We start from the raw sequence: 21,504 nt of genomic DNA, 5'->3' as shown, positions 1-21,504 counted from the left end.
TATATTTCACCTACTTCTATTATGTTAAAGATATAAAAAATTATACATGAGGCCCATAAATTTTTTTAAAACCAGCATATAATAATATATAAAAGAGGTGAACTATGTATATTCCTGATATAGATCCATTTAGTTTTACTGGAACAGCAGTTATTTTAGGTTATTTATTAACAAATGATTTTACTATTGATGAACAGGCAGCTCTAGGAGCATGGTTCAATGTAGTTGGTGATATTTTAGCTTCAAATGCCGCTTGGGCTGATGTTTTAGAGTCTCGACAAAACAATAAAGAAAATGATCTTGAGGTTTTAAATGAAGCAATCGATAAATTAAAAGAAAGTATTGAAGAATTAAAAAAGAAGTCTAACGATTAGCCTTCTTTTGCCATAAATAGATAATTAGTAACATAAATACGCCACCAGCAGTATCGATTAAAACATCTACAAATTGACCACTACGACCAGGAATAAATAACTGATGAAATTCATCACTACAAGCATATAAGAAAGTTATTAATAAGGATAGTAATAAAGTATATTGATGTGTAATAGTTTTTTTAAAGCCATAATAAATAAAAAATAATAGTAATGCATATTCGCTCATATGAGCCGTTTTTCTAATTAAAAGCGCTAATATACTTCGATCAATATTAATAAATTTCAAAATTATTTCTACAAAGAAGTTACTTTGATTTGATGAATCATTACCATTGGTTTGTGACATAATAAAAATAAAAATCATCCATAATATAGCAGGTATAAAGTATTTTAATTTTTTCATATCTAATATTATAAGTAATTAGATATAAAAAGACAAATATTTTAAGTTTTATAATTAAAATATGATCTGATATAATGTTTTAATATTATACAATAAAGATTTAAAATATTTCATAAAATATTTGCAATTGTATACAATTAGCGTATAATACTACTTGTATATCGGATGATAATGGCGAAAGAGATTCTAAATGAACACCGAAGAATTAAAGATTTCAGGTAAAAGGATCGCTATTGGACGAACTGCTGGAGAGATTCATTTATATGAACACCGAAGGAGCAAACCAGTTATGGTGAAACTCTCAGGTAAAAGGACAGCAGGATGAATAGTTTTTTCATTATTAATTCCGACTTAATTACTTAAGAAGGAGTTTTTTTATGGAGTTTATTACGGAGTTATTAAAAAAAGTTAATGAATTTGTGTGGGGAATGCCGCTTATTTGTTTATTGTTAGGAACGGGAATTTATTTTACATATAAATTAAAATTACTACAATTGACAAAATTAAAGCTGGCTTTTAGCTGTATTTTTAAAAAACAGGATAATGATGCTGGAGATGTTTCTAGTTTTCAAGCGCTATGTACAGCTTTATCTTCAACGATCGGAACGGGAAATATTGTAGGCGTTGCTACAGCGATTGCTGCTGGGGGACCTGGAGCCTTATTTTGGATGTGGGTTTCGGCCTTTTTTGGAATGGCAACTAAGTATGCTGAAGGTTTGTTAGCTATTCGTTATCGAGTTAAAGATGAAAATGATCAGATGGCTGGAGGACCAATGTATTATTTGGAGCGAGGACTGGGAAGTAAGTTTTTGGCTAAATTGTTTGCTTTTTTTGGTGTAGCAGTTGCATTACTTGGAATAGGTACATTTACACAGGTAAAATCTATTTCTGATGCCATGCAACTATCATTTAATATTCCGCCAGTTGTAACTGCTGTGTTACTTACAATTAGTGTTGGTTTTATCACGATTGGAGGAATTAAAAGAATTGCAAATGTCGCAGAAAAGGTAATCCCGTTAATGTGTGTATTGTATATTGGTGGTGTCGTAATTATATTGTTGACACATATAACTGTTATTCCCCAAGTGGTAGGCTTAGTTATTCAATCAGCTTTTGAGCCTCAAGCTGCTTTAGGTGGTGGAATTGGAATCACAATGACAATGGCGATGCAAAAAGGAATTAGTAGAGGAATTTTTTCTAACGAAAGTGGTTTAGGAAGTGCACCGATAGCTGCAGCAGCAGCTAAAACTGATTCTTGTGTAGAACAAGGATTAGTTTCAATGACAGGGACATTTATTGATACGATCGTTATTTGTACCATGACGGGATTAGCTATTTTATTAACTAATAGTCATACTAGTGGCTTAGAAGGCGCAGCAATGACAACACTAGCTTTTAATAAAGGGTTATTTATTCCGACAGTTGGTAAGTATATCGTTAATATTGGTTTGATTTTCTTTGCCTTTACAACAATAATTGGCTGGAATTATTATGGGGAAAGATGTATGTATTATTTAAAGGGATTAAAAGCAATTCCTTATTATAAATTTATTTATATTATTTTTATTGCAATCGGTCCTTTTATGTCATTGGAATTTATTTTTGTTATTGCAGATATTGTTAATGGTTGTATGGCAATTCCTAATTTAATAGGATTGATCGGGCTTAGAAAAGAAGTTGTTTTGGAAACAAAAACATATTTTCAAAAACAGACTATTATCCAAGAAGAATTAAGATATGAAAAAACACCTGTTTAATTAGGTGTTTTTATTTTATGTTATTATAATTTATGATACTTCTTTAGGTAGATGTACTCTATTTTTATGGTGCTAAAATAATTGTTGAGTAAGCTGGAATTTTAAAGAAATTTATTATGACATTTAGAATGATTTTCATTAATATTTTTAAAGATTTTTATTAGTATATCAAGGTTGTTTTAGTGTTGTAAAATAAAAATTATGTTGTTCTTGCCAAGATTAAGTTGTTTTTGCCAAAAAATAGCTTTAGTATATAAAATATGTTAATATGTAATTAAGATATAACTATATTTAAAGGATATAATAAATTATAAAGATATAAGTTAAATAATAAAAAATGAATATATAATTAAAACATAGTTAAAAATTGTAAATTAGTTGAGTTGTAGTAATATTGTCTAATAGTAAAAGGAAATTATGTAAGATAGTTTAATTGTTGATAAAGAGCATAGAAACGAGTTTAAAAATTGGCTATGTGAATTTTTTAAATGATTTTTGATTTCAAAGATTTATAGTTTGGGGGATTTAATTTTTTAGTGAAATTCATGTGATAGATCTTAATCAGTTTTGTTGACAGAAATTGATTTTTTATCTTGCAGGTAAAAATATAGTCTAGTTATATAACTATTTATTAATTTTTTAATATTTAGAAATTAATGTATTTGGGAGTGTTTTGGTAACTATTGCAATTATCAGTTTTCGTATCAGCTTTGCACTTGTTTTAACATAACGAGGTGCAGAAATCTACAATTTAACTTTTATGCTTTTAGTATAAGATTTTTCAATAAGAATATAAAATACCAGCAAAAAGCAAAACTTTATCTGTGCCTTAGAGCTATACCAGGAGAGGGGGATTATTATGAAAAAGATAATAATTAGTTTGATTATTTTAGTTATTGGTATCGTTGTAATATTTAAATTTTGTCAAACTGGAAGTGATAAGCCGTTAATTAAAATTAATGCTCTTGAAATACAATTAGAAACATCAACATATCATGATATTACAGATCTTGGTTATATAGAAACTGATCGTAGAGACATAATATATTTATTTACTCGAATTATGGCACCTAAAATTTATGCTATAACTGATACGGAAGGAACTGTTGATTTTTTAGATAAAGAAAATGCGTTAATTAGTTATATTGGTTTGGATGTCGATGAAAATGTATCAACTCTTGAAATTGATGATATTGATTTTTTGAGTATAAGTAAAGAAGAATTGGCGAAAGATTATGATTTAGTGGAATTTAATGATTTGGTTAGGTTCGTTTATAAAGATCATTATTTTGTCTGTTTAAGTTATACAGATGAAAAATTAGATGGTTTTGCAGTAATGTATAATAAAGATGGAAAGCGGTCAGTTAGGGATGTTGATTTGTGTTTTAGAGATTATAAGGATCAATGGATTATAAAATAGTTTTGTGAAAAAGTATTATTGGTTGAATAACGTTTTGGAATGATCTGAAGACAAAAAGGAATTCAATTATAAAATTGGATTCCTTTTTAGTCATGAATATCAAATGACTATATCGTGATTTGATATTTGTATTTTGAGAAAGTTTATTTATAGGTACTTTTTGTGTAACAAAAACTAAAAAGTGAAAATTTTTTATTAAAAATAATAAAAAATATATTGCATAATAATAAAATATCATATATACTCTCTGTTATAAAATAAAAGGGGGTTTTTATATGATAAATTCAGGAGATACTGGATTCATTATTATTTGTGCAGCACTGGTATTATTAATGACACCAGGTTTAGCATTTTTCTATGGGGGTATGGTTAGAAGAAAGAATGTTGTTAATACCATGATGACATCAATTTTTGTAATCGGGATAGCTATAGTTATGTGGGTGTTATTTGGATATTCTTTAGCTTTTGGTAACGATCATTTTGGTGTTATTGGCGATTTAAGTTTTTTAGGATTGAGTGGTGTTAGCTTAGAAGCAGGAGCTTATGCTGATTCTATCCCAGATTTAGGATTTGCAGCATTTCAAATGATGTTTGCAATAATTACACCAGCATTGATAACTGGTGCAGTAGCTGGCAGAATGAAATTTAAGGCATTATTTATTTTTATTATTGCATGGTCTACAATTGTTTATTATCCTATGGCGCACATGGTCTGGGGTATAGGTGGTTTCTTAGCAGAAATCGGTTCAGTAGATTTTGCAGGTGGCAATGTAGTACATATTAGTTCTGGAATCAGCGCTTTGATTTTATGTATAGTTTTAGGAAAACGTAAGGATTATGATCATGCGAAGTATCGTATTCATAATATTCCATTTGTAGTACTAGGTGCCAGTCTGTTATTATTTGGCTGGTTTGGATTTAATGCTGGAAGTGCTTTAAAAGCTAATGGTCTAGCAATGCATGCATTTATGACAACTGCTGTTTCAGCAGCTGCAGGAATGCTTTCATGGATGTTGATGGATGTAATCATGACAGATAAACCAACCTTAGTTGGAAGTGTTACAGGATTAGTAGTTGGTTTAGTTTCAATTACACCAGGTGCTGGATTTGTTCCGATTTGGGCATCATTGATTATTGGTTTAGTGGGAAGTCCAATTTGTTACTTCATGATTTCAAAAGTAAAACAACATTTTGGCTATGATGATGCTTTAGATGCATTTGGATGTCATGGTGTTGGTGGAATCTGGGGTGGAATAGCTACTGGATTATTTGCTCAAACTTCAATTAATGGTGTAGCAAAATGGAATGGGTTATTCTTCGGTGATACCCAATTATTTGTTGCCCAGATTATTAGTATTTTAGTTACAATTGTAGTTGCGATTATTGGAACATTAATTTGTATTGGAATTGTAAAATTATTTACAACATTAAGAGTTGATAAACGCGATGAGCAAGTAGGTTTGGATATGGCTGAGCATAATGAAACTGCTTATCCATCATTTAATGGATTGGATTAAAGGAGATTACTTATGATTAAAATAGAAGCATTTGTACGTGAAGAAAAGTTTGAAGATGTAAAAGAAGCGTTAGCGAAAATTGAAGTTCATGGTATAACAGCATATCAGGTTATGGGATGTGGAATTCAAAAAGGATATCGTGAGGTAGTTCGAGGAAATCAAGTAGATATTAATATGTTGCCTAAGATCAAATTTGAAATTATTGTTAGTGATGAAAAATGGGAAGCAAAAACAATCGAAGCTATTAAAACAGCTGCCTTCACTGGAAATCCTGGCGATGGTAAAATTATAAGTTATAATTTAAAAAGTGCTTTGAGAATTAGGACTGGAGAAACAGATAAAGAAGCTATTAATTAAGTCAGATTTAATGTCTGACTTTTAATTTTAGATTTTCAGGACTTTTACATAATGATGAATAACTAATAAGAGATTAAAAAAATAATTATATTTATTTAACATTTATCCTAAAGTAAGAAAGGATCTTATTTGGAATCTATCATTTTATTTTTTCAGATAATAGTTTATATCATTTAATTCTTGTATTTTTTGTTGTTTTTAATTAAAATGCTCAATCTCAAAGAAAGTTTTAGATTTTTGATATTAATAATATTTTATTTTTATAAAAAAATTATGCTATTCTTGCCAAGATTATGTCATTATTGCCAGGAATATAGATTAATGAATAGAAATATTATAAATTAAGCCAATAATAGTATTATTTAAAAACAAAATAAGTTGTATACAAGATTCAATCTTGGGAAGAATTATAAATTTTGTTAAATATTTTTATTCAAGAAAATTATAAATAGTATAAGTAATACTATTACTTTATGAAAGTGGCAAAAAAAGAATTAAAAAATTATTATGATAAAAAAGGAGGAAAAATGATGAAAAAATTTATATTAAAATATTTAGCGATAACTGCAATATTTACATGTATGTTTGTGTGTATTTCGGGTGTTTTGGCAGATGAAATTATAACTTTCTCTTCATCAAGTGGAGTAAAAACGTTAAAATGCGGGGAAAGCAGCAGTTGGAGAAGTACAGTAGGGAGTACAGATTGTGTAACAATATTAACTAAAATAACGCGAGTATCATGTTCTTCAACCCTAGCTGATGCAACTGCTCGTGTAATTGTTGGTGATAATACAACATATGCTAGCACAACTAGTACAAAAAGAACAGTTGAAGCAGTTGTGAATTTTGCCTTAGGTTCAAGTAGTAGTGCCCATAAACATAATTATACAGCTTATTACGGATAGAAATTTATCTCTATTTTTTAGAAAGGGGCCTATTAATGAAAAAATTAATGTATATATTAGTAGTTCTGCTTGCAACACTAAGTTTTTCAATAAAATTTATAAATAAAAATCAAAATGATATCAATACACTAAACGAAGTTAGCTATGGCTTGGTAAATAAAATAAGTGATAAAGAAAATTATCGAATTATCATTGAAAATGAGTCATTGGAAAATAATAAAAGATTTCTAGATGAATTATTGAAATTGTGTAAAAGTAATAAATATATTTTAGCCACAAGTCAATTACTAAATACGGATTCATCAACAATAAAAAAGATCAATTATATTTATGATCGTGATAACATAATTTTAAAATATTTAAATGAAAATTATGGTTATAAAGTAGAGGCAGTATCGTTAGAAAATGGGTATATAACTACTGATATAAATGATACAAAGGCAAGTGGATACTTAAAGGCAACAAGTTCGATATATTTAGGTGGAGATGTATACGAATATACAAATTTTAATAATTTTATTAGTGAACTACGTAATGTGAATAATTATATAATTTATAATATATATAATGAAGATATAAAAGAAGTAGAAAAAAATATTGCTGATATTGCTGATATTGCTGATGGTCTAATAAATTATACTCCACTTGATAGTGAAGAGGAGTATGAAGAACAAATTGAGTATATCCAGGATATTTACATAATACTGATAATCAGTGTTATCGCTTTACTAATATGTATTATTAATGAATTTCTTAAATTAAAAAAAGAAGTAGGTGTAGTAAAATTATTAGGTTATTCAAAAAAAGATATTTTTTATAATTTCTTTTTCCAATTTGTTTTAAGGATAATTTCTATTTTTGTTATTGTTAATATTGTTTTATGGATGATTTTTGTAGGTAGTTTTAGTAAAAGTGGAATAATTTTTATTAAAGATATACTAAGTAATTCTCTATTATTTGTATTGGTTTTCATAATAACAGTGATTGGTTGTTATTTGATGTTAGTAAGAAATATAAATATTAAGAAATCTGTCAATTATGATATATTATTGAAAATAAGTTTTTTATTTAAAAATATAATTACAATACTTCTTTGTATTATAGTATTTTACTCATTTGTTGATATATGGGCAATTGGGAATGAGACAAGTTTATTGTTGGCAAAAAAGGAAATATACGATAAATATTATAGAGTTGAAAATATGGCTGATGATCCTAATGCTATGAAGACCCTTTTAAAAGAAAAAGATACTTTAGCGTGTTTCTTTTATAGTGAAGGTGGGGCAGAAACAGAATTGCCATATATAATTGTAAACAGAAATTATTTGGATTTATATTTAGATGAATATAAGGATGTTAAAAGTCCGGCTCTATTGGTTCCAGAGGCATATAAAGGTGAGATACTAGATCAGTATAAAGATGGCACAGATTGTGAAGTTTTTTATTTAAAAAAACATCATATTTATCAAAATTTAATAAGTAATAATCATGATAATATAAAAGATCCAATCATTCTTTTAAGTGATGGTACTGATGGAGATATTAAATATAATTATAGTAATCTTTTATTAAGCAATAATAAAGAAATGTCTTATTATCGCAATTTAGTTTCTGAGTATATTGATGCTGATCAGATAAGATTAGTAAATGCTAGTGATTTAATAAATGACACGTTATCTTACTATACTATCCCTACAGTAGTTAAATTATTTTTATATATGTCAATATATTTAATTGTTTATTCTATAATAATTTATATATATATGAAATTATATTTTAGTCAAAAAGCAAAAGAATTATCTTTGAAAAAACTATTAGGATATGATTTTCTTAGAAGGTATAAAGAGATTTATGGAATTAATTTAATAGCTTATTTATTGCCATTTTCAATAAATGTGTTTTTATTAAAAAATAATATCTTGATAACATTAATAGTATTAATGTTTATGGTTTTCTTTGAAATAATTATTGAAAGTATAATGATTATGAATTTTGATAAGAAAACAACTGTTAATTTATTAAAAGGAAGTGATGAATAGTGATAGCTGTAAAAATTGATAATATTTCAAAAAGTTATGATAATCATAATATTTTTGATAATTTTAGTTTAGAAATTAATAAGGGTGAGTTTGTTATTATCTCTGGGAAAAGCGGTTCTGGGAAATCTACTTTATGTAATATAATTGGATTATTAGATAAGCCTGATAAAGGTAAAATATTTATCGAAGACGAAGAAATCAATTATAAAAGTAAGCAGATATCAAATTTGTTAAGTAAAAAAATATCGTATTTATTTCAAAACTTTGCTTTAATCGACAATGCAACAATTGGTTATAATTTAGAATTAGTTTATCCATCTAAAAGACATAGAAAAAGCAAAAAAAAATTAATTGAAGAAAAACTAAAAAAAGTAGGCTTAGAAGATAGTTATGATAAACTGGTTTATGAATGTTCTGGAGGGCAGCAGCAAAGAGTTGCGATTGCCAGATTATTATTGAAACAAGGTGATATAATTATATGTGATGAGCCTACTGGAAGTTTGGATGATGAAAATAAGATATTAATTATGGAATTAATATCTAAGATGCATGCAGAAGGAAAAACTATTATTATGGTAACTCACGATAAAACTCTTTTTAGTTATGCTGATCGAATTATAACGATTTAATAAATTAACAAAGATAATTATTTATAAGAAAAATAAAAAAAGGACATAGTGAAATAACTTTTAAGGTTATGATTACTTTAACTAAGTAGAAAAACTGAAGTGCTGTAATAATTTATAGCGCTTCAGTTTTGCGTTTATAACATAAGAATTTTCTCAAAATTATTTTTATTCATTATCAACATTATTACTTAAATTTTTTGAATTGATATTAAATGGACTATTAATAAAAATTGTATATGCTTTCTTGCATTCAGATAAATAAGTTCTACTTACTGATAAATACTCTTGATCAATTTTAATTGTATTATACTTGAATTCTTCAACATATTGCCAATTGATAATTGTTGATTGATGAATACGAGAGAAATTTTTACTAACTATTTTTAAAAGAATATTATTTATAGTATCACGAACTTTATATATTTCATCTGTTGTAAAAATTAAACAGTAATGTTTATCGCTTTTGATATATTTTATCTTATTCAGCGCTATATTAGTTAAACCATACAAAGTGTTAATAGATAGATGAGTGTTATCAATTCCTATTTTATTAATTAATAATTTGATGACTTTTGAAATAAATATTTTCAAATTATCTTTCTTAATAAAGTAAAAAGGATGAACATCAAAAATATCAAAAAATCTATCAATATGATTACTAATAAAAATAATTTTTGTTTTTTTATGATAAATGAGATATTCTTTGGCTAGTTCAATACCATCTTTTATCATCTCAATTTCTAGAAGCAAAACATCATAATATTTATTTAAATCTAATATATTAGGGTCATTGATTTTATCAATGACATAATTATTAGTATATTTCTGTATCTCATTTTCAATCAAAGAACTAGAAATTTCTAATTCTTGTTCATTATTATCAACTAATGCAATTATCATAATTATCCCCATCCCCACTAGTAATATATTAATCAATATACTCTTATTTATAAAATTATTATAGGAAAGTAATTTTTATCTGTCAATAACATTATATTAATTATAATATTACTGATTTTTAAAAAGTAATAATTTAATGTTATTTTAATTTTGCATATAAAATGTGTTATTCTTGCTAAGCGTATGGATTTAATGTGTAAAATATACTAATATTTTATTAAGATATAACTATATTTAAAAATATTAAGGAGTATAAGAGATAATATTATATCGAAAGAGTAAATAAAAAGAGTTTTATTGATATCTGTTTTAGGATTAATTATATTGGCAAAATTCTATTTATATTGCTGATGTAAGGATAGAATGTAATTTATCAAGAAATGTTGCTGAAATGACAATATCTAAACCTGATGGACAACGAACATTGCACATTGTAGGTAAGTATACTGGCAGTTCAGATAAATATATTTATATAATTAGATTGAGGGATACTACTTCGATAAATGGGCCAGTTTTAGCCAGTGATGATATTGATGCTGAAAAGAAAAAATACCGATGTATATTATGATTAGCAATAAAAATTAAATTATAAAAATACTTTTCTTTAATCAGGAAAGCATTTTTAAGATAGGGTGTTCAGATGGTGAGTAGTAAAGAGTGGCGATTGTTATTAAAGCAATGTGATTTAGTTTTAGCGGGGATTGCTTGATGAAAGGAATAGAGAAATAGTAATCAAGTTATTAAAAAGAAGGCAAAGTAGTAGTAAAACTATTGTCGTTATTAGTCATGATTCAATTTTTAAAGGGACTGCTAATCAGATTGTATATTCAGATTAAGTAAAACACGATTAGTTTTAATAATAATGGTCTTAGTGATAATATGCGGTTTAACTTATTATCGTAATTTATCAATATGTACGGATAATGAGTTGATCGTGCAAATAAATAACAATAGTATAATATCAAAAAATGAAGATGCTGATGTATTATTAGAGGATTTTAATGATTGGTTAAAAGAAATAGGTATCAGTAATAGAGAGTTAACTAGATTTATGGAAAATTATATAAATTAAAAACATGTAATAGAGTTGATATGAATTTATCGACTCTATTTTTAGTTAATATAAAAATTATTTATCTGTCTTAATTAGACAAAATATTTACATGAAATATGGTTTATTTAATAGGTAGTCTTTGATTAATTGCATAAAATAATATTTCATGAATATAAATTAGGTAGATAGTCAATTTTGGAGGTTAAAAATGTTAATTAAACCATTGATCTTAGGGGTATCTATTACTCTAGGTCTTTTAGCAATAGCAGTAACTTTAAGGTTTATTGTATATCCTCTTTGGCAGATTTGGTGTCAAAGAAATGAGGAAGTGAAAAAAGAAAATATCTTATTATTGGAAAATAATCTAGATAAAACGATTGAAATTAAAATTAATGGTAGAAAATTAATCAACTAATTATGACTACATAGTATAAGACTTTTAGATAAGGTTTTTGCTAAGTTATTAGAAAGGAGTATTTTAATGATAAGTTTGTTAGTTGATAGTAGTAGTTTTAATATGATAGATAATGGTTCTATAAGTCATTTGATTGTTTGTAAAGAAGAGGGAATCCAAAAAGGTGATCTAGTTTCTTTATGTGATAATAATAGGAAGACGAATTGTCTTGTAAAAGTTAATTATGTAGATTGTGAAGGATCAGGTGTGGATGAGAACTATTGTATTTTAAATGTCAAGAAAGTATAAAAAGCCCTTTATTGAAGGGCTTCCCATTCTTCCATTAAAGTATTTAATTGATTTTCTAATAAAGCAATTTCATCATTGATTTGGTTGTATTTTTGATAGTTATTTAAGACTTCTTCGCTTTGTAACTGCTGGTTTAAAATATTGATTTGATTTTCTAAGTTAGAAATATTAGTTTCTACTTTTTTTATTTTATTTTGTTGTTTGCGATATAAAGCATTTTGCTGTTTCATGTTTTGATAATCAGTATTTTCTTTTTTTACTGGTTTATCAATAATTTTATTACTAAAATATGTATCATAGTTTCCATCATAGCTTATCGCTTTATTATTAGTTAATTCGATAACTCTAGTAGCAACTTTATTAATAAAATAACGATCATGACTAATAAAAAAGATGGTTCCATCAAATTGATTTAAAGCATCTTCAAGAACTTCTTTTGATGCAATATCTAAATGGTTAGTAGGTTCATCTAAAATTAAGAAGTTTGCTTGTTTTAAAAGAATTTCAGTTAAAACGACACGGCCTTTTTCACCACCGGATAACAAAGAAATTTCTTTGAAAACATCTTCACCTTTAAAGTTAAATAATGCTAAGCTATTGCGAATTTCCGTATTTGTCATTTTAGGATAATTATCACTGATTTCATTAAAAATAGTTTTATTCATTGATAAAGTTTGATGTTCTTGATCATAATAAGCTAAATCTACTTTACTGCCAAATTTAATTTTTCCTTGAAAAGGAATTAATTCATTAAGAATAGTTCTAAATAAAGTAGTTTTACCAATACCATTATCACCAACAAGGGCAACTCGCTCCTGTTTTTTTATTTCGATATTTATATTTTTAAATAGTATCTCATCAAATTTAACAGCTAAATTTTCAATTTTTAAAACATCAAATCCCGATTCTCTTTTTGGTTTAAAATTTATGGTAATTGTATCAGGTAAGTTTTCAGGACGTTCGATACGTTCCATTTTAGCTAACTGCTTTTCTTTTGATTCGGCTCGTTTGACTTGTTTTTCACGATTATATGATTTTAAAGTATCGATACTTTGTTGAATTCGTTTTATTTCTTTTTGTTGATTTAAATAGTGTTTTAAATCAACAGCTCGTTGTTTCTTTTTTAAAATAGAATATTCATTATATTTACATTTATATGTTTTTGATTTACCATTTTCAATTTCAATAATTTTATTAGAAACCTGATCAATAAAATAACGGTCATGACTAACGATTATAACAGCATGAGGATAGTTTTTTAAATAACTTTCTAAAAAACTGATTGCCATGTTATCAAGATGGTTAGTAGGTTCATCAAGCAATAATAACTTAGGTTCTTGTAATAACATTTTAGCAAGTGCTAATCTTGTTTTTTGCCCACCTGACAACATTGATACTTTAAGCTTCATTTCCTCTTCATTAAAGCCTAACCCTTTTAAAACACCAGTTAATTTACTAGGATAGCTATAGCCATCATGTTCTTGGAATTCATGAGTTAAACGATCATACTCGCTTAGTATTTTTTCACTATGATCATTACTCATTAATATTTCAAGTTCACGTAATCTATTTTCAATAGCAAGCAATGGAGCAAAAACATCTAAACCGATATCATATACTGTTTTATCCATATTTAAATCATGCTGCTGTTTTAAATATCCTAAAGATAATTCCTTGTTACAAAAAAGATTACCACCATCATATTCTTCTTCACCAGAAATAATTTTAAGGATCGTTGTTTTGCCTGCTCCATTTACACCAATAATCGCTATTTTATCATGATCATCAACTTTAAAAGTTATATCCTTTAATAAAGGGATACCCTGGAAAGATTTCGTTATATTTGAACATTCGATTAACATTTTTATCACCGTTTGTATTTTAACATATTTTTATAAGTAATAATATTTAATTTTTTACTATCATAAATATATTGTTTTTTTAAAAAAACATTTATATTAAAATTTTGGTCAAGGGGTTGTAATCAATATTGTTTTTTTGTATAATTGTATGCAATATAGAGAAGACGGGGGTATATCGCAATGGGTATGAATTTGGCATACAAAATTTTAAGCAGTAAACTTAAAGATGGAAATCTTATTCCTGGTGAACAGATTGGAATACAAATCGACCAAACATTAACACAGGATTCAACAGGAACAATGGCTTATCTTCAATTAGAGGCAATGAATATTAAACATGTCGCTGTGGAAAAAGCAGTTGCATATATTGATCATAACATGTTGCAAACAGGTTTTGAAAACATGGATGATCATGAATTTATTCGTAGTGTAGCAAAAAAACATGGTATTGTTTTTTCAAAACCAGGTAATGGTGTTTGCCACCAATTACAATTAGAAAATTTTTCAAAACCAGGTAAAACATTAGTTGGTTCTGACTCACATACACCAACATGTGGGGCAATGGGAATGATTGCTATTGGTGCCGGGGGATTGGATGTCGCTGTAGCTATGGCAACGGGAAAATATTATTTGCAATGTCCAACAGTGGTAAAAGTAAATTTAAAAGGAAAAAAAGCGCCATGGGTGTCAGCTAAAGATATTATTTTGTATATTCTACAACAATTAACAGTTAAGGGTGGTGTTAATAAGATCATTGAATATACAGGTGATGGGGTTGCATCATTATCATTGACTGACCGTGCGACAATTTGTAATATGGGAGCTGAATTAGGGGCAACAACTTCTATTTTCCCAACTGATGAAAGAACTAAAGAATATTTAGCACAACAAGGGCGAGTTGAAGACTATGTTGAGATGAAGGCTGACGATGATGCTACGTATGATCAAGAATTGACTGTTGACTTAGGAGCTTTAGTGCCAATGACAGCTAAACCACATAGTCCTGATGCTGTAGTGCCAGTAAAAGAACTTGAAGGAATGAAGGTAAATCAAGTTGTTATTGGAAGTTGTACAAATTCATCTTTTGCCGATATGATGAAAGCGGCTAAGATTTTAAAAGGACGTAAAGTAGCTGATCATGTTTCACTAGTAATTGCGCCAGGGTCTAGCTCGATTTTAGCGATGTTATCTGAAAATGGTGCTTTGGCGGATATGGTTCATGCTGGAGCAAGAATTCTTGAATGCGGTTGCGGTCCATGTATTGGAATGGGGCAGGCGCCATTATCTAAAGGGGTATCTTTAAGAACGATCAATCGTAATTTTAAAGGACGTTCAGGAACTAATGATGCAAGTGTTTATTTAGTTTCACCAGAGGTTGCAGCGTTAAGTGCAATTAAAGGATATATGTCAGATGAATTTGAAGATGATATGTATTTAGATGAGGTACCAAATACGCCATTTATAAAAAATGGTAATTTCTTCATTGATGAATATGATGAAAATAATGAAGTTTATATGGGACCAAATATTAAGCCGGTTCCTCGTGGTGATAAAATTACTGATGAAATTAGTGGTAAAGTTGTCTTAAAAGTTGGCGACAATATTTCAACCGATCATATTGTGCCTTCAGATAGTAAATTGTTACCATACCGTTCTAATGTTCCTCATTTAGCTAAATTCTCATTTAGTAAAGTGGATCCTGAATTCTATGATCGAGCAGTTGCTAATGGTGGTGGATTCATTGTTGGTGGTGATAATTATGGTCAAGGAAGTTCTCGTGAACATGCTGCTCTTGTGCCAAATTATTTAAAAATCAAAGCCATTTTTGCGGTATCATTTGCAAGAATCCATCGTTCTAATTTAATTAATAATGGTATTTTACCATTAGTTATTGAAGCTAAAGATCAAGATTTCTTTAATGATCAAGATAGTTACAAAATCGTTAATATTAAAGAGGTAGTTGAACATAATGGTAAAGTAAAAGTAATTAATGAAACTACTAATGAATCAATCGAAGCTAGTCTTACATTATCACCAAGAGAAAAAGTAATGATCAATTATGGTGGGTTATTAAATGCAATCAAAGAATTAGGAGGTGAATTTTAATGAAAGCTGTTTTAATACCAGGTGATGGAATAGGAAAAGAAATATCAAAGAGTGTTGTTGATATTACTAAGGCGATGAATTTAGATATTGAATGGGTCGAATATCAAGCCGGAGCAGAATATGCAGTTAATACAAAAGAAGTATTTGAACCAGGTCTAGTTGATGCAATCAAAGAATATAAATGGGCTTTAAAAGGACCAACTGCAACACCAATTGGAACAGGATTTAGAAGTGTTAATGTTGCTTTGAGACAACAGTTTGCTACTTATGCTAATGTTCGTCCAATTAAATCTTTTAAAGGAATCAATTCACGCTATGAAAATATTGATTTAGTAATGATTCGTGAAAATACAGAAGATCTATATAAAGGAATTGAATACATGATCAATCCTGATATGGCTAATGGCATCAAACTAATTACTCGTGAAGCAAGTGAAAAAATTTGTCGTTATGCGTTTGAATATGCTAAAAATAATGGTCGCAAAAAAGTTACAGCGATTCATAAGGCGAATATCATGAAATATACTGATGGATTATTTTTAGAAGCATTTAGAGCTGTTGCTAAAGATTATCCAGAAATCGAGCCACAAGAAGTAATTGTTGATAATATGTGTATGCAGTTAGTGATCCGCCCGGAAACATTTGATGTTTTAGTAGCACCTAACCTATATGGTGATATTGTTTCTGATTTATGTGCAGGATTAGTAGGTGGTCTAGGATTTGCTCCAAGTGGAAATATAGGCGATGAATATCGGATTTATGAAGCAGTTCATGGCAGTGCTCCAGATATTGCTGGAAAAGGCATCGCTAATCCAAGTGCTTTGTTATTAGCATTTGCTTTAATGCTGGAAGCATTAGGAAAACTAGAAGATGCTAATAAATTAAGAAATGCATTAGCAGCTGTAGTAGAAGAAGGGGTAACAGTTACTCCTGATATTGGTGGAAGTGCTTCTACTGCAGAATTTACAGCTGCAATTATAAGAAAGTTAGGGTAATTTATGTCAAAAAATTTATTAGAAAACACAGGACATGGATCGTTAGGAAATAAAATTTTTACTCTACTTCGTGATAAGATTTTAAATGAGGAGTATACCCAAGGACAAAAACTTAATGAAGTTGCTCTATCTAAAGAACTAAACATTTCTAGAACACCGATTCGAGAAGCTTTAAAACAGTTAGAGCTGGAGGGTTTAGTTAAAAGTATTCCTAATAAAGGTGTTTATGTTTTAGGTTTTTCACATCGTGATATTGATGATATGCTGGAGATTCGACATGCTTTAGAAGGTCTTGCAATTCAATTGGCAATTGAAAGAATAAATGATGAAGAGTTAGAAAAAATCAAAGAAGTTTATGATTTGATGGAATTTTATGCTAAAAAGGGTGATCAAGAGAAATTTAATGAAATTAATATTGCTTTTCATGAAGCAATTTATCGCTGTACCCAATCAAAATATTTTGAACAGTTATTAACAGATATAAATTATTATATTCATGTAACTTCTAGGCATTCAATTCGCCAACCTGATCGTTTAGTTTCGGCAGCTAAAGAACACCGTGAAATATATGAAGCTATTTTAGCTCGTGATAAAGAACTAGCAAAAGAAAAAATACAACTTCATATTAGAAAAACACAGATGTTAGTAAGAAACTACTATGAGAAAAAAAATAAACCAGAAGAAAAAGGCTAAAAAGCCTTTTTTTGTGATTAAAAATACTTATATGTTAATTCAAATTAAAAGATGAGAGTATTGTTTTTAGTTGAAGTTAGCAATGAGTGGATAAAATAATAATTAACTATTTTTTAGGAATAAGCCGATATTTATTCGATAATTTTTGTTTAAAACAAATATTTTGTGATATTTTTATGTGAAAATGTATACAAAGATACAGTATTTTATGTGGGCAATCTTGAAAGGACAAATTTGATTTGATATAATATAGCCGTATTATTCAAGAAAATTGATGTAATATGGTAAGAAAGATATCTTAGAAAATTATGGGAAAGATAGCTTTAAAATAAGACAGGGAGGTTAAAAGGATGAAATGTTTTAAAAAAGTGCTTTCTGTTTTTGCTGTAGCAGCAATGACTGTTTCACTTGTAGGATGCAGTGGTGGCAATGATACAGAAAGTGGGGGCTGTAACGAGTAAATAATTATTTTACAGCTTCATAAAACAAAAAAAGCGCTCAAGCGAGCGTTTTTTTGGTATAATATTTTCATGTCAAATATTAATATTAACACTTCAAATTATAACTCATTTCAATCTTATTTGCTACTGGATTTTTCTTTTTCTTTTGAAAAAGATGTTCCCCATGATGATATTTGTAGAACTGTTTTAGAAGTCGCTCGGGAGGTAAATATAAATAAGTATGTCGACTTCTCTCACAGAAATACACATGGTTATGATTCCTTTATGATGTTCGTTTTAGTTCTGCTTGCTAAAGCTGAATACGGCTATGCTTCTACCAGACGCCTTGAACGTCTTTGTAAAACTGATATTAGATATATGTTTATCGCTAAGAATCAGTGTCCCAGCCATATGGCTTTCCAAAGATTCATCAATGATGATTTAAAGATGTCTATCGATGATATTTTTTATGAAATCAACAGGTATATTGTAAAAAAGATGAATATCAATACTGATGTCCTATGTATCGACGGGACTAAATATGAAGCTAATGCTAATAAAAATACTTTTGTTTGGCGTGCTAATACGATCAGAAACAGAACTAAACGCTGGAAAAAGACTAATCAGTGTATTGACAGAATCAATAGATATTTTAAGAAAAATAATATCAATCTAAGATATTCATTACTAAAAGAGCCAAGTATCGATTATTTATTGAATATCAGTGATAGGATAGAAGAATACATGAAAGATGAAGATATTGATTTTGTACATGGCAGGGGCAAAAGAAGAAGTGATATTCAAAAATTATATGATGAATTAAAAGAACACGCGATGAAGATGTTTGAATATACAATTCATATGGACATTCTGGGAGAAAGGAACAGTTTTTCCAAGACAGATCCTGATGCAACCTTTATGCATATGAAATATGATTATTATAATCATACAAATGTATTTAAACCGGGATATAATATCCAAATAGGCGTGAGCGATGGAATAATTAGAAATATTTATATCAGCAGTGACGGTAATGATATAAATACATATATACCATTTATGGAAAAATATTATGAAGCATATGGATGTTATCCTAAGAAAACACCGGCTGATGCAGGATACGGAAGTTATGAAAATTATGCATACTGTAAAGAACATAATATCGAGTTGTATATGAAATATAGTGGATATTACAAAGAGAAAGAAAAAACAAATGATAAAAACAGATTTAAAAAAAACCATATGAAAAGGACAGAAGAAGGAGGATTCATATGTCCGGCAGGACATGAATTTGAATTAGAAAAAGTCACAATTGATGAACGAAGTGATTATGAGAAATTAAATTTTCTGTTTAGAAATAAAAACTGTGAAGGGTGTCCACTAAGAAGCAGATGTACAAAATCAAAATCAGGACGAACAATTAATCATAACTACCAGTTAGAGGAATATCAAAAAGAGGTCAGAGAGAATCTGGAAAGCGAAGAAGGAAAAAAACTAATAAATAAGAGAAGCAGTGAAACAGAAGGAACATTTGGTGATATAAAAACAAATCAGGGATATGGAAGATTACGACGGAGGGGAGAAAATGGTGTAAAAGAAGAGATACTGTTAGTCGGAATAGGACATAATCTGAGGAAATATCACAGATATAAACAAAAAAACAAAGAATACGAAGAAAAAAAATCAATAAGCTAGAAATTTTAAAAAAAAAGAAAGCTAGTTCTTTTTAAGTGCGTCAAAAATACCTGAAAGTATCCAAGTAAATAAATATTTGGATATTTTTTTGTTATGAATGAGGAGAAATTAAAAACGGGACATAAAAAAAGCGAATGAATAGCCAAAAACTATTCATTCGTTACAGCCCCTTTGGGCAATCTAATCCTAAAGTTGGATTAGATATGCAAACTAATACAAACTCAGGTGCTTCATCGGTCGCCGATAATGTATTAGAAGGATTATATCGCTGGAATGATGATAATGTAGAAGAATGCGTATTAGCAACAGATTTTCCAGAAGTATCAGAAGATGGGTTGACTTATTCTTTTGAATTAAAAGAGGGTGTAAAATTTAGCGATGGTAGTGATTTGACTACTGAAGATGTTAAATATACATTTGAAAGAATGTTCAAACCAGAAACTGGGGCAACAAGTACATATATGTATGATATGATCGTTGGTGCTAAAGATATGTTGGCTGGTAATGCTACTGAGTTAGCAGGTATTAAAGTTGAAGATGATTTACATTTTTCAATTACACTTGAATATAAGTTTGCACCATTCATTGCAAATTTAGGTATGGATTATGCTTCTATTTATCCTCATGAAGCTTGCGAAAAAGCAGGTAAAGATTGGGGTAAAGGAACTAACTTAATTGGTACTGGACCATATGTTATTACTGAAAATGATGAACAGACAAAAGTTGTTTTTGAACCAAATAAAAACTATCATGGTGGAACACCAAATTTAGATCGTTTAGAAGTTGTTTATATTGATGATAACAGTACAAAAATGATGGAATATGAACAAGGTAACATTGATATGTGTGACTTAAACGTTAATTTACTAGATCAATATAAAGATAGTAAGATCAAAGATGAAATTACACAAATCACACCACTTGGAACATATTTCTTATCATTAAAAGTAACTGATCCTGCTTTAGATGAACAAAAAGTTAGAGAAGCAATCTCACTTGCTATTAATCGTGATGAATTATGTAAAACAATTTTAAATGATGCAGCAGAACCTGCTACGTCATTCTTAAATCCAGGAGTTCCTGGTCATGATGATACATTAGAACCATATGAATATAATGTTGATAAAGCTAAAGAATTATTAGCTGAAGCTGGAGTTACTAATCCTGAATTTACTTGTAAAGTAAGATTAAATGATGAAAAAGTAGCTACAGCACTTCAAGCATATTTAAAAGAAGCTGGCATTACAATGAATGTAGAAGTTATTGATTCTGGTATTTGGACATCATCAAGAGCAGAGGGAAGTTTACAAGCAACATTGATTGGCTGGTTCCCATTATATGCAGATGCTGATAATCAAATGTATACATATTATTATTCAGAAAATGCAGTTGGTAAAGGTGTTTTCTATAATAATCCAGAATTTGATAAGTTGATGGAAGAAGCTAGACAAACAGTTGATAATGATGAAAAACGTGCTGAATTATATAAAGAAGCAGATTATATTTTATCACGTGAAGATTATGGTACAATTCCTCTATACTATGGAAAATTACAATTCGTTGCAAAACCATACGTTAAAAATGCAAAATTAGGTAACTTAATCTATCATTTATATGATATTGATATTGATTTAGATAAAAAATAAGATTGC

19 protein-coding genes and 2 riboswitches are annotated in these 21,504 nt (G+C 28.4%); of the genes, 16 read left to right on the top strand and 3 right to left on the bottom strand.

Translation table 11 applies throughout. The annotated features are described in order from the left end of the window. Nucleotides 1-104: 104 nt before the first annotated feature. Nucleotides 105-374: a hypothetical protein gene (locus OC535_RS05995; RefSeq protein WP_024722132.1), complete on the top strand. Its 270-nt coding sequence runs from the start codon at nucleotides 105-107 to the stop codon at nucleotides 372-374. Here the strand turns inward: OC535_RS05995 and OC535_RS05990 are convergent. Then, nucleotides 364-780 carry a VanZ family protein gene (locus OC535_RS05990; RefSeq protein ID WP_227053530.1) on the bottom strand — a complete coding sequence of 139 codons (417 nt, stop codon included), beginning with the start codon at nucleotides 778-780 and terminating at the stop codon, nucleotides 364-366. The two genes, OC535_RS05995 and OC535_RS05990, sit on opposite strands and share 11 nt — an antisense overlap. Nucleotides 781-945: 165 nt before the next feature. Beyond that, nucleotides 946-1,020: riboswitch (glycine riboswitch) on the top strand. Between the two features lie 2 nt (nucleotides 1,021-1,022). Then, nucleotides 1,023-1,100: riboswitch (glycine riboswitch) on the top strand. A 57-nt stretch (nucleotides 1,101-1,157) separates the two neighbouring features. Between OC535_RS05990 and OC535_RS05985 the strand changes: the two genes are divergently transcribed. The 7 genes from OC535_RS05985 (at nucleotide 1,158) to OC535_RS05955 (ending at nucleotide 9,404) form a co-directional block, all read left to right on the top strand. Further along, nucleotides 1,158-2,537 (top strand): alanine/glycine:cation symporter family protein, encoded by a 1,380-nt coding sequence (locus OC535_RS05985; protein ID WP_227053531.1) that lies wholly within the window; start codon nucleotides 1,158-1,160, stop codon nucleotides 2,535-2,537. A gap of 859 nt (nucleotides 2,538-3,396) precedes the next feature. Next, the gene (locus OC535_RS05980; protein ID WP_227053757.1) at nucleotides 3,397-3,957 is read left to right on the top strand and encodes a hypothetical protein; all 561 of its coding nucleotides are present in this window, start codon (nucleotides 3,397-3,399) and stop codon (nucleotides 3,955-3,957) included. Between the two features lie 275 nt (nucleotides 3,958-4,232). Further along, nucleotides 4,233-5,474: an ammonium transporter gene (locus OC535_RS05975; RefSeq protein WP_034595695.1), complete on the top strand. Its 1,242-nt coding sequence runs from the start codon at nucleotides 4,233-4,235 to the stop codon at nucleotides 5,472-5,474. A gap of 12 nt (nucleotides 5,475-5,486) precedes the next feature. Continuing rightward, nucleotides 5,487-5,831, top strand: a complete 345-nt coding sequence (locus tag OC535_RS05970) for a P-II family nitrogen regulator (protein WP_024722127.1) — start codon at nucleotides 5,487-5,489, stop codon at nucleotides 5,829-5,831. Between the two features lie 530 nt (nucleotides 5,832-6,361). Next, complete coding sequence (locus tag OC535_RS05965) at nucleotides 6,362-6,736, top strand: hypothetical protein (RefSeq protein ID WP_227053758.1); 375 nt, start codon at nucleotides 6,362-6,364, stop codon at nucleotides 6,734-6,736. A 35-nt stretch (nucleotides 6,737-6,771) separates the two neighbouring features. Continuing rightward, on the top strand, nucleotides 6,772-8,775 hold the full coding sequence (locus tag OC535_RS05960; RefSeq protein ID WP_498823406.1) for a DUF1430 domain-containing protein: 2,004 nt from the start codon (nucleotides 6,772-6,774) through the stop codon (nucleotides 8,773-8,775). Further along, nucleotides 8,775-9,404: an ATP-binding cassette domain-containing protein gene (locus OC535_RS05955; protein WP_227052873.1), complete on the top strand. Its 630-nt coding sequence runs from the start codon at nucleotides 8,775-8,777 to the stop codon at nucleotides 9,402-9,404. Before OC535_RS05960 ends, OC535_RS05955 begins: the two co-directional genes overlap by 1 nt. 165 nt (nucleotides 9,405-9,569) lie before the next feature. On the opposite strand, the gene OC535_RS05950 is transcribed toward OC535_RS05955, so the two are convergent. Beyond that, nucleotides 9,570-10,304 (bottom strand): LytTR family transcriptional regulator DNA-binding domain-containing protein, encoded by a 735-nt coding sequence (locus OC535_RS05950; RefSeq protein WP_024722124.1) that lies wholly within the window; start codon nucleotides 10,302-10,304, stop codon nucleotides 9,570-9,572. A gap of 391 nt (nucleotides 10,305-10,695) precedes the next feature. On the opposite strand from OC535_RS05950, the gene OC535_RS05945 reads away from it, so the two are divergent. The 3 genes from OC535_RS05945 (at nucleotide 10,696) to OC535_RS05935 (ending at nucleotide 12,061) form a co-directional block, all read left to right on the top strand. Next, complete coding sequence (locus tag OC535_RS05945) at nucleotides 10,696-10,872, top strand: hypothetical protein (RefSeq protein WP_498823405.1); 177 nt, start codon at nucleotides 10,696-10,698, stop codon at nucleotides 10,870-10,872. 694 nt (nucleotides 10,873-11,566) lie between these two features. Next, nucleotides 11,567-11,773, top strand: coding sequence for a hypothetical protein (locus OC535_RS05940; RefSeq protein WP_024722123.1), 207 nt, complete (start codon nucleotides 11,567-11,569; stop codon nucleotides 11,771-11,773). Between the two features lie 66 nt (nucleotides 11,774-11,839). After that, on the top strand, nucleotides 11,840-12,061 hold the full coding sequence (locus OC535_RS05935) for a hypothetical protein (RefSeq protein ID WP_498823404.1): 222 nt from the start codon (nucleotides 11,840-11,842) through the stop codon (nucleotides 12,059-12,061). A gap of 8 nt (nucleotides 12,062-12,069) precedes the next feature. Here the strand turns inward: OC535_RS05935 and OC535_RS05930 are convergent, their stop codons facing one another. Continuing rightward, on the bottom strand, nucleotides 12,070-13,923 hold the full coding sequence (locus OC535_RS05930; RefSeq protein WP_227052869.1) for an ABC-F family ATP-binding cassette domain-containing protein: 1,854 nt from the start codon (nucleotides 13,921-13,923) through the stop codon (nucleotides 12,070-12,072). Nucleotides 13,924-14,103: 180 nt separating this feature from the next. Between OC535_RS05930 and OC535_RS05925 the strand changes: the two genes are divergently transcribed. The 5 genes from OC535_RS05925 (at nucleotide 14,104) to OC535_RS05905 (ending at nucleotide 21,498) form a co-directional block, all read left to right on the top strand. Then, a complete protein-coding gene (locus OC535_RS05925) occupies nucleotides 14,104-16,029 on the top strand; it encodes an aconitate hydratase (protein ID WP_024722121.1) in 1,926 nt (641 codons plus the stop codon). Beyond that, the gene (locus tag OC535_RS05920; protein WP_498823403.1) at nucleotides 16,029-17,024 is read left to right on the top strand and encodes an isocitrate/isopropylmalate dehydrogenase family protein; all 996 of its coding nucleotides are present in this window, start codon (nucleotides 16,029-16,031) and stop codon (nucleotides 17,022-17,024) included. The genes OC535_RS05925 and OC535_RS05920 overlap by 1 nt, the downstream gene beginning before the upstream one ends. Nucleotides 17,025-17,027: 3 nt before the next feature. Next, nucleotides 17,028-17,717: a GntR family transcriptional regulator gene (locus OC535_RS05915; RefSeq protein WP_498823402.1), complete on the top strand. Its 690-nt coding sequence runs from the start codon at nucleotides 17,028-17,030 to the stop codon at nucleotides 17,715-17,717. Between the two features lie 530 nt (nucleotides 17,718-18,247). Continuing rightward, the gene (locus OC535_RS05910; protein ID WP_498823154.1) at nucleotides 18,248-19,852 is read left to right on the top strand and encodes an IS1182 family transposase; all 1,605 of its coding nucleotides are present in this window, start codon (nucleotides 18,248-18,250) and stop codon (nucleotides 19,850-19,852) included. Nucleotides 19,853-20,055: 203 nt separating this feature from the next. Beyond that, nucleotides 20,056-21,498 carry an ABC transporter substrate-binding protein gene (locus tag OC535_RS05905; protein WP_498823401.1) on the top strand — a complete coding sequence of 481 codons (1,443 nt, stop codon included), beginning with the start codon at nucleotides 20,056-20,058 and terminating at the stop codon, nucleotides 21,496-21,498. The last annotated feature ends 6 nt before the right edge of the window (nucleotides 21,499-21,504 follow it).

This window comes from Clostridium sp. Marseille-Q5894, assembly GCF_946902305.1.
Lineage (GTDB): Bacteria > Bacillota_I > Bacilli_A > Erysipelotrichales > Coprobacillaceae > Thomasclavelia.
This window is presented reverse-complemented; position numbering and strand designations above follow the sequence as displayed.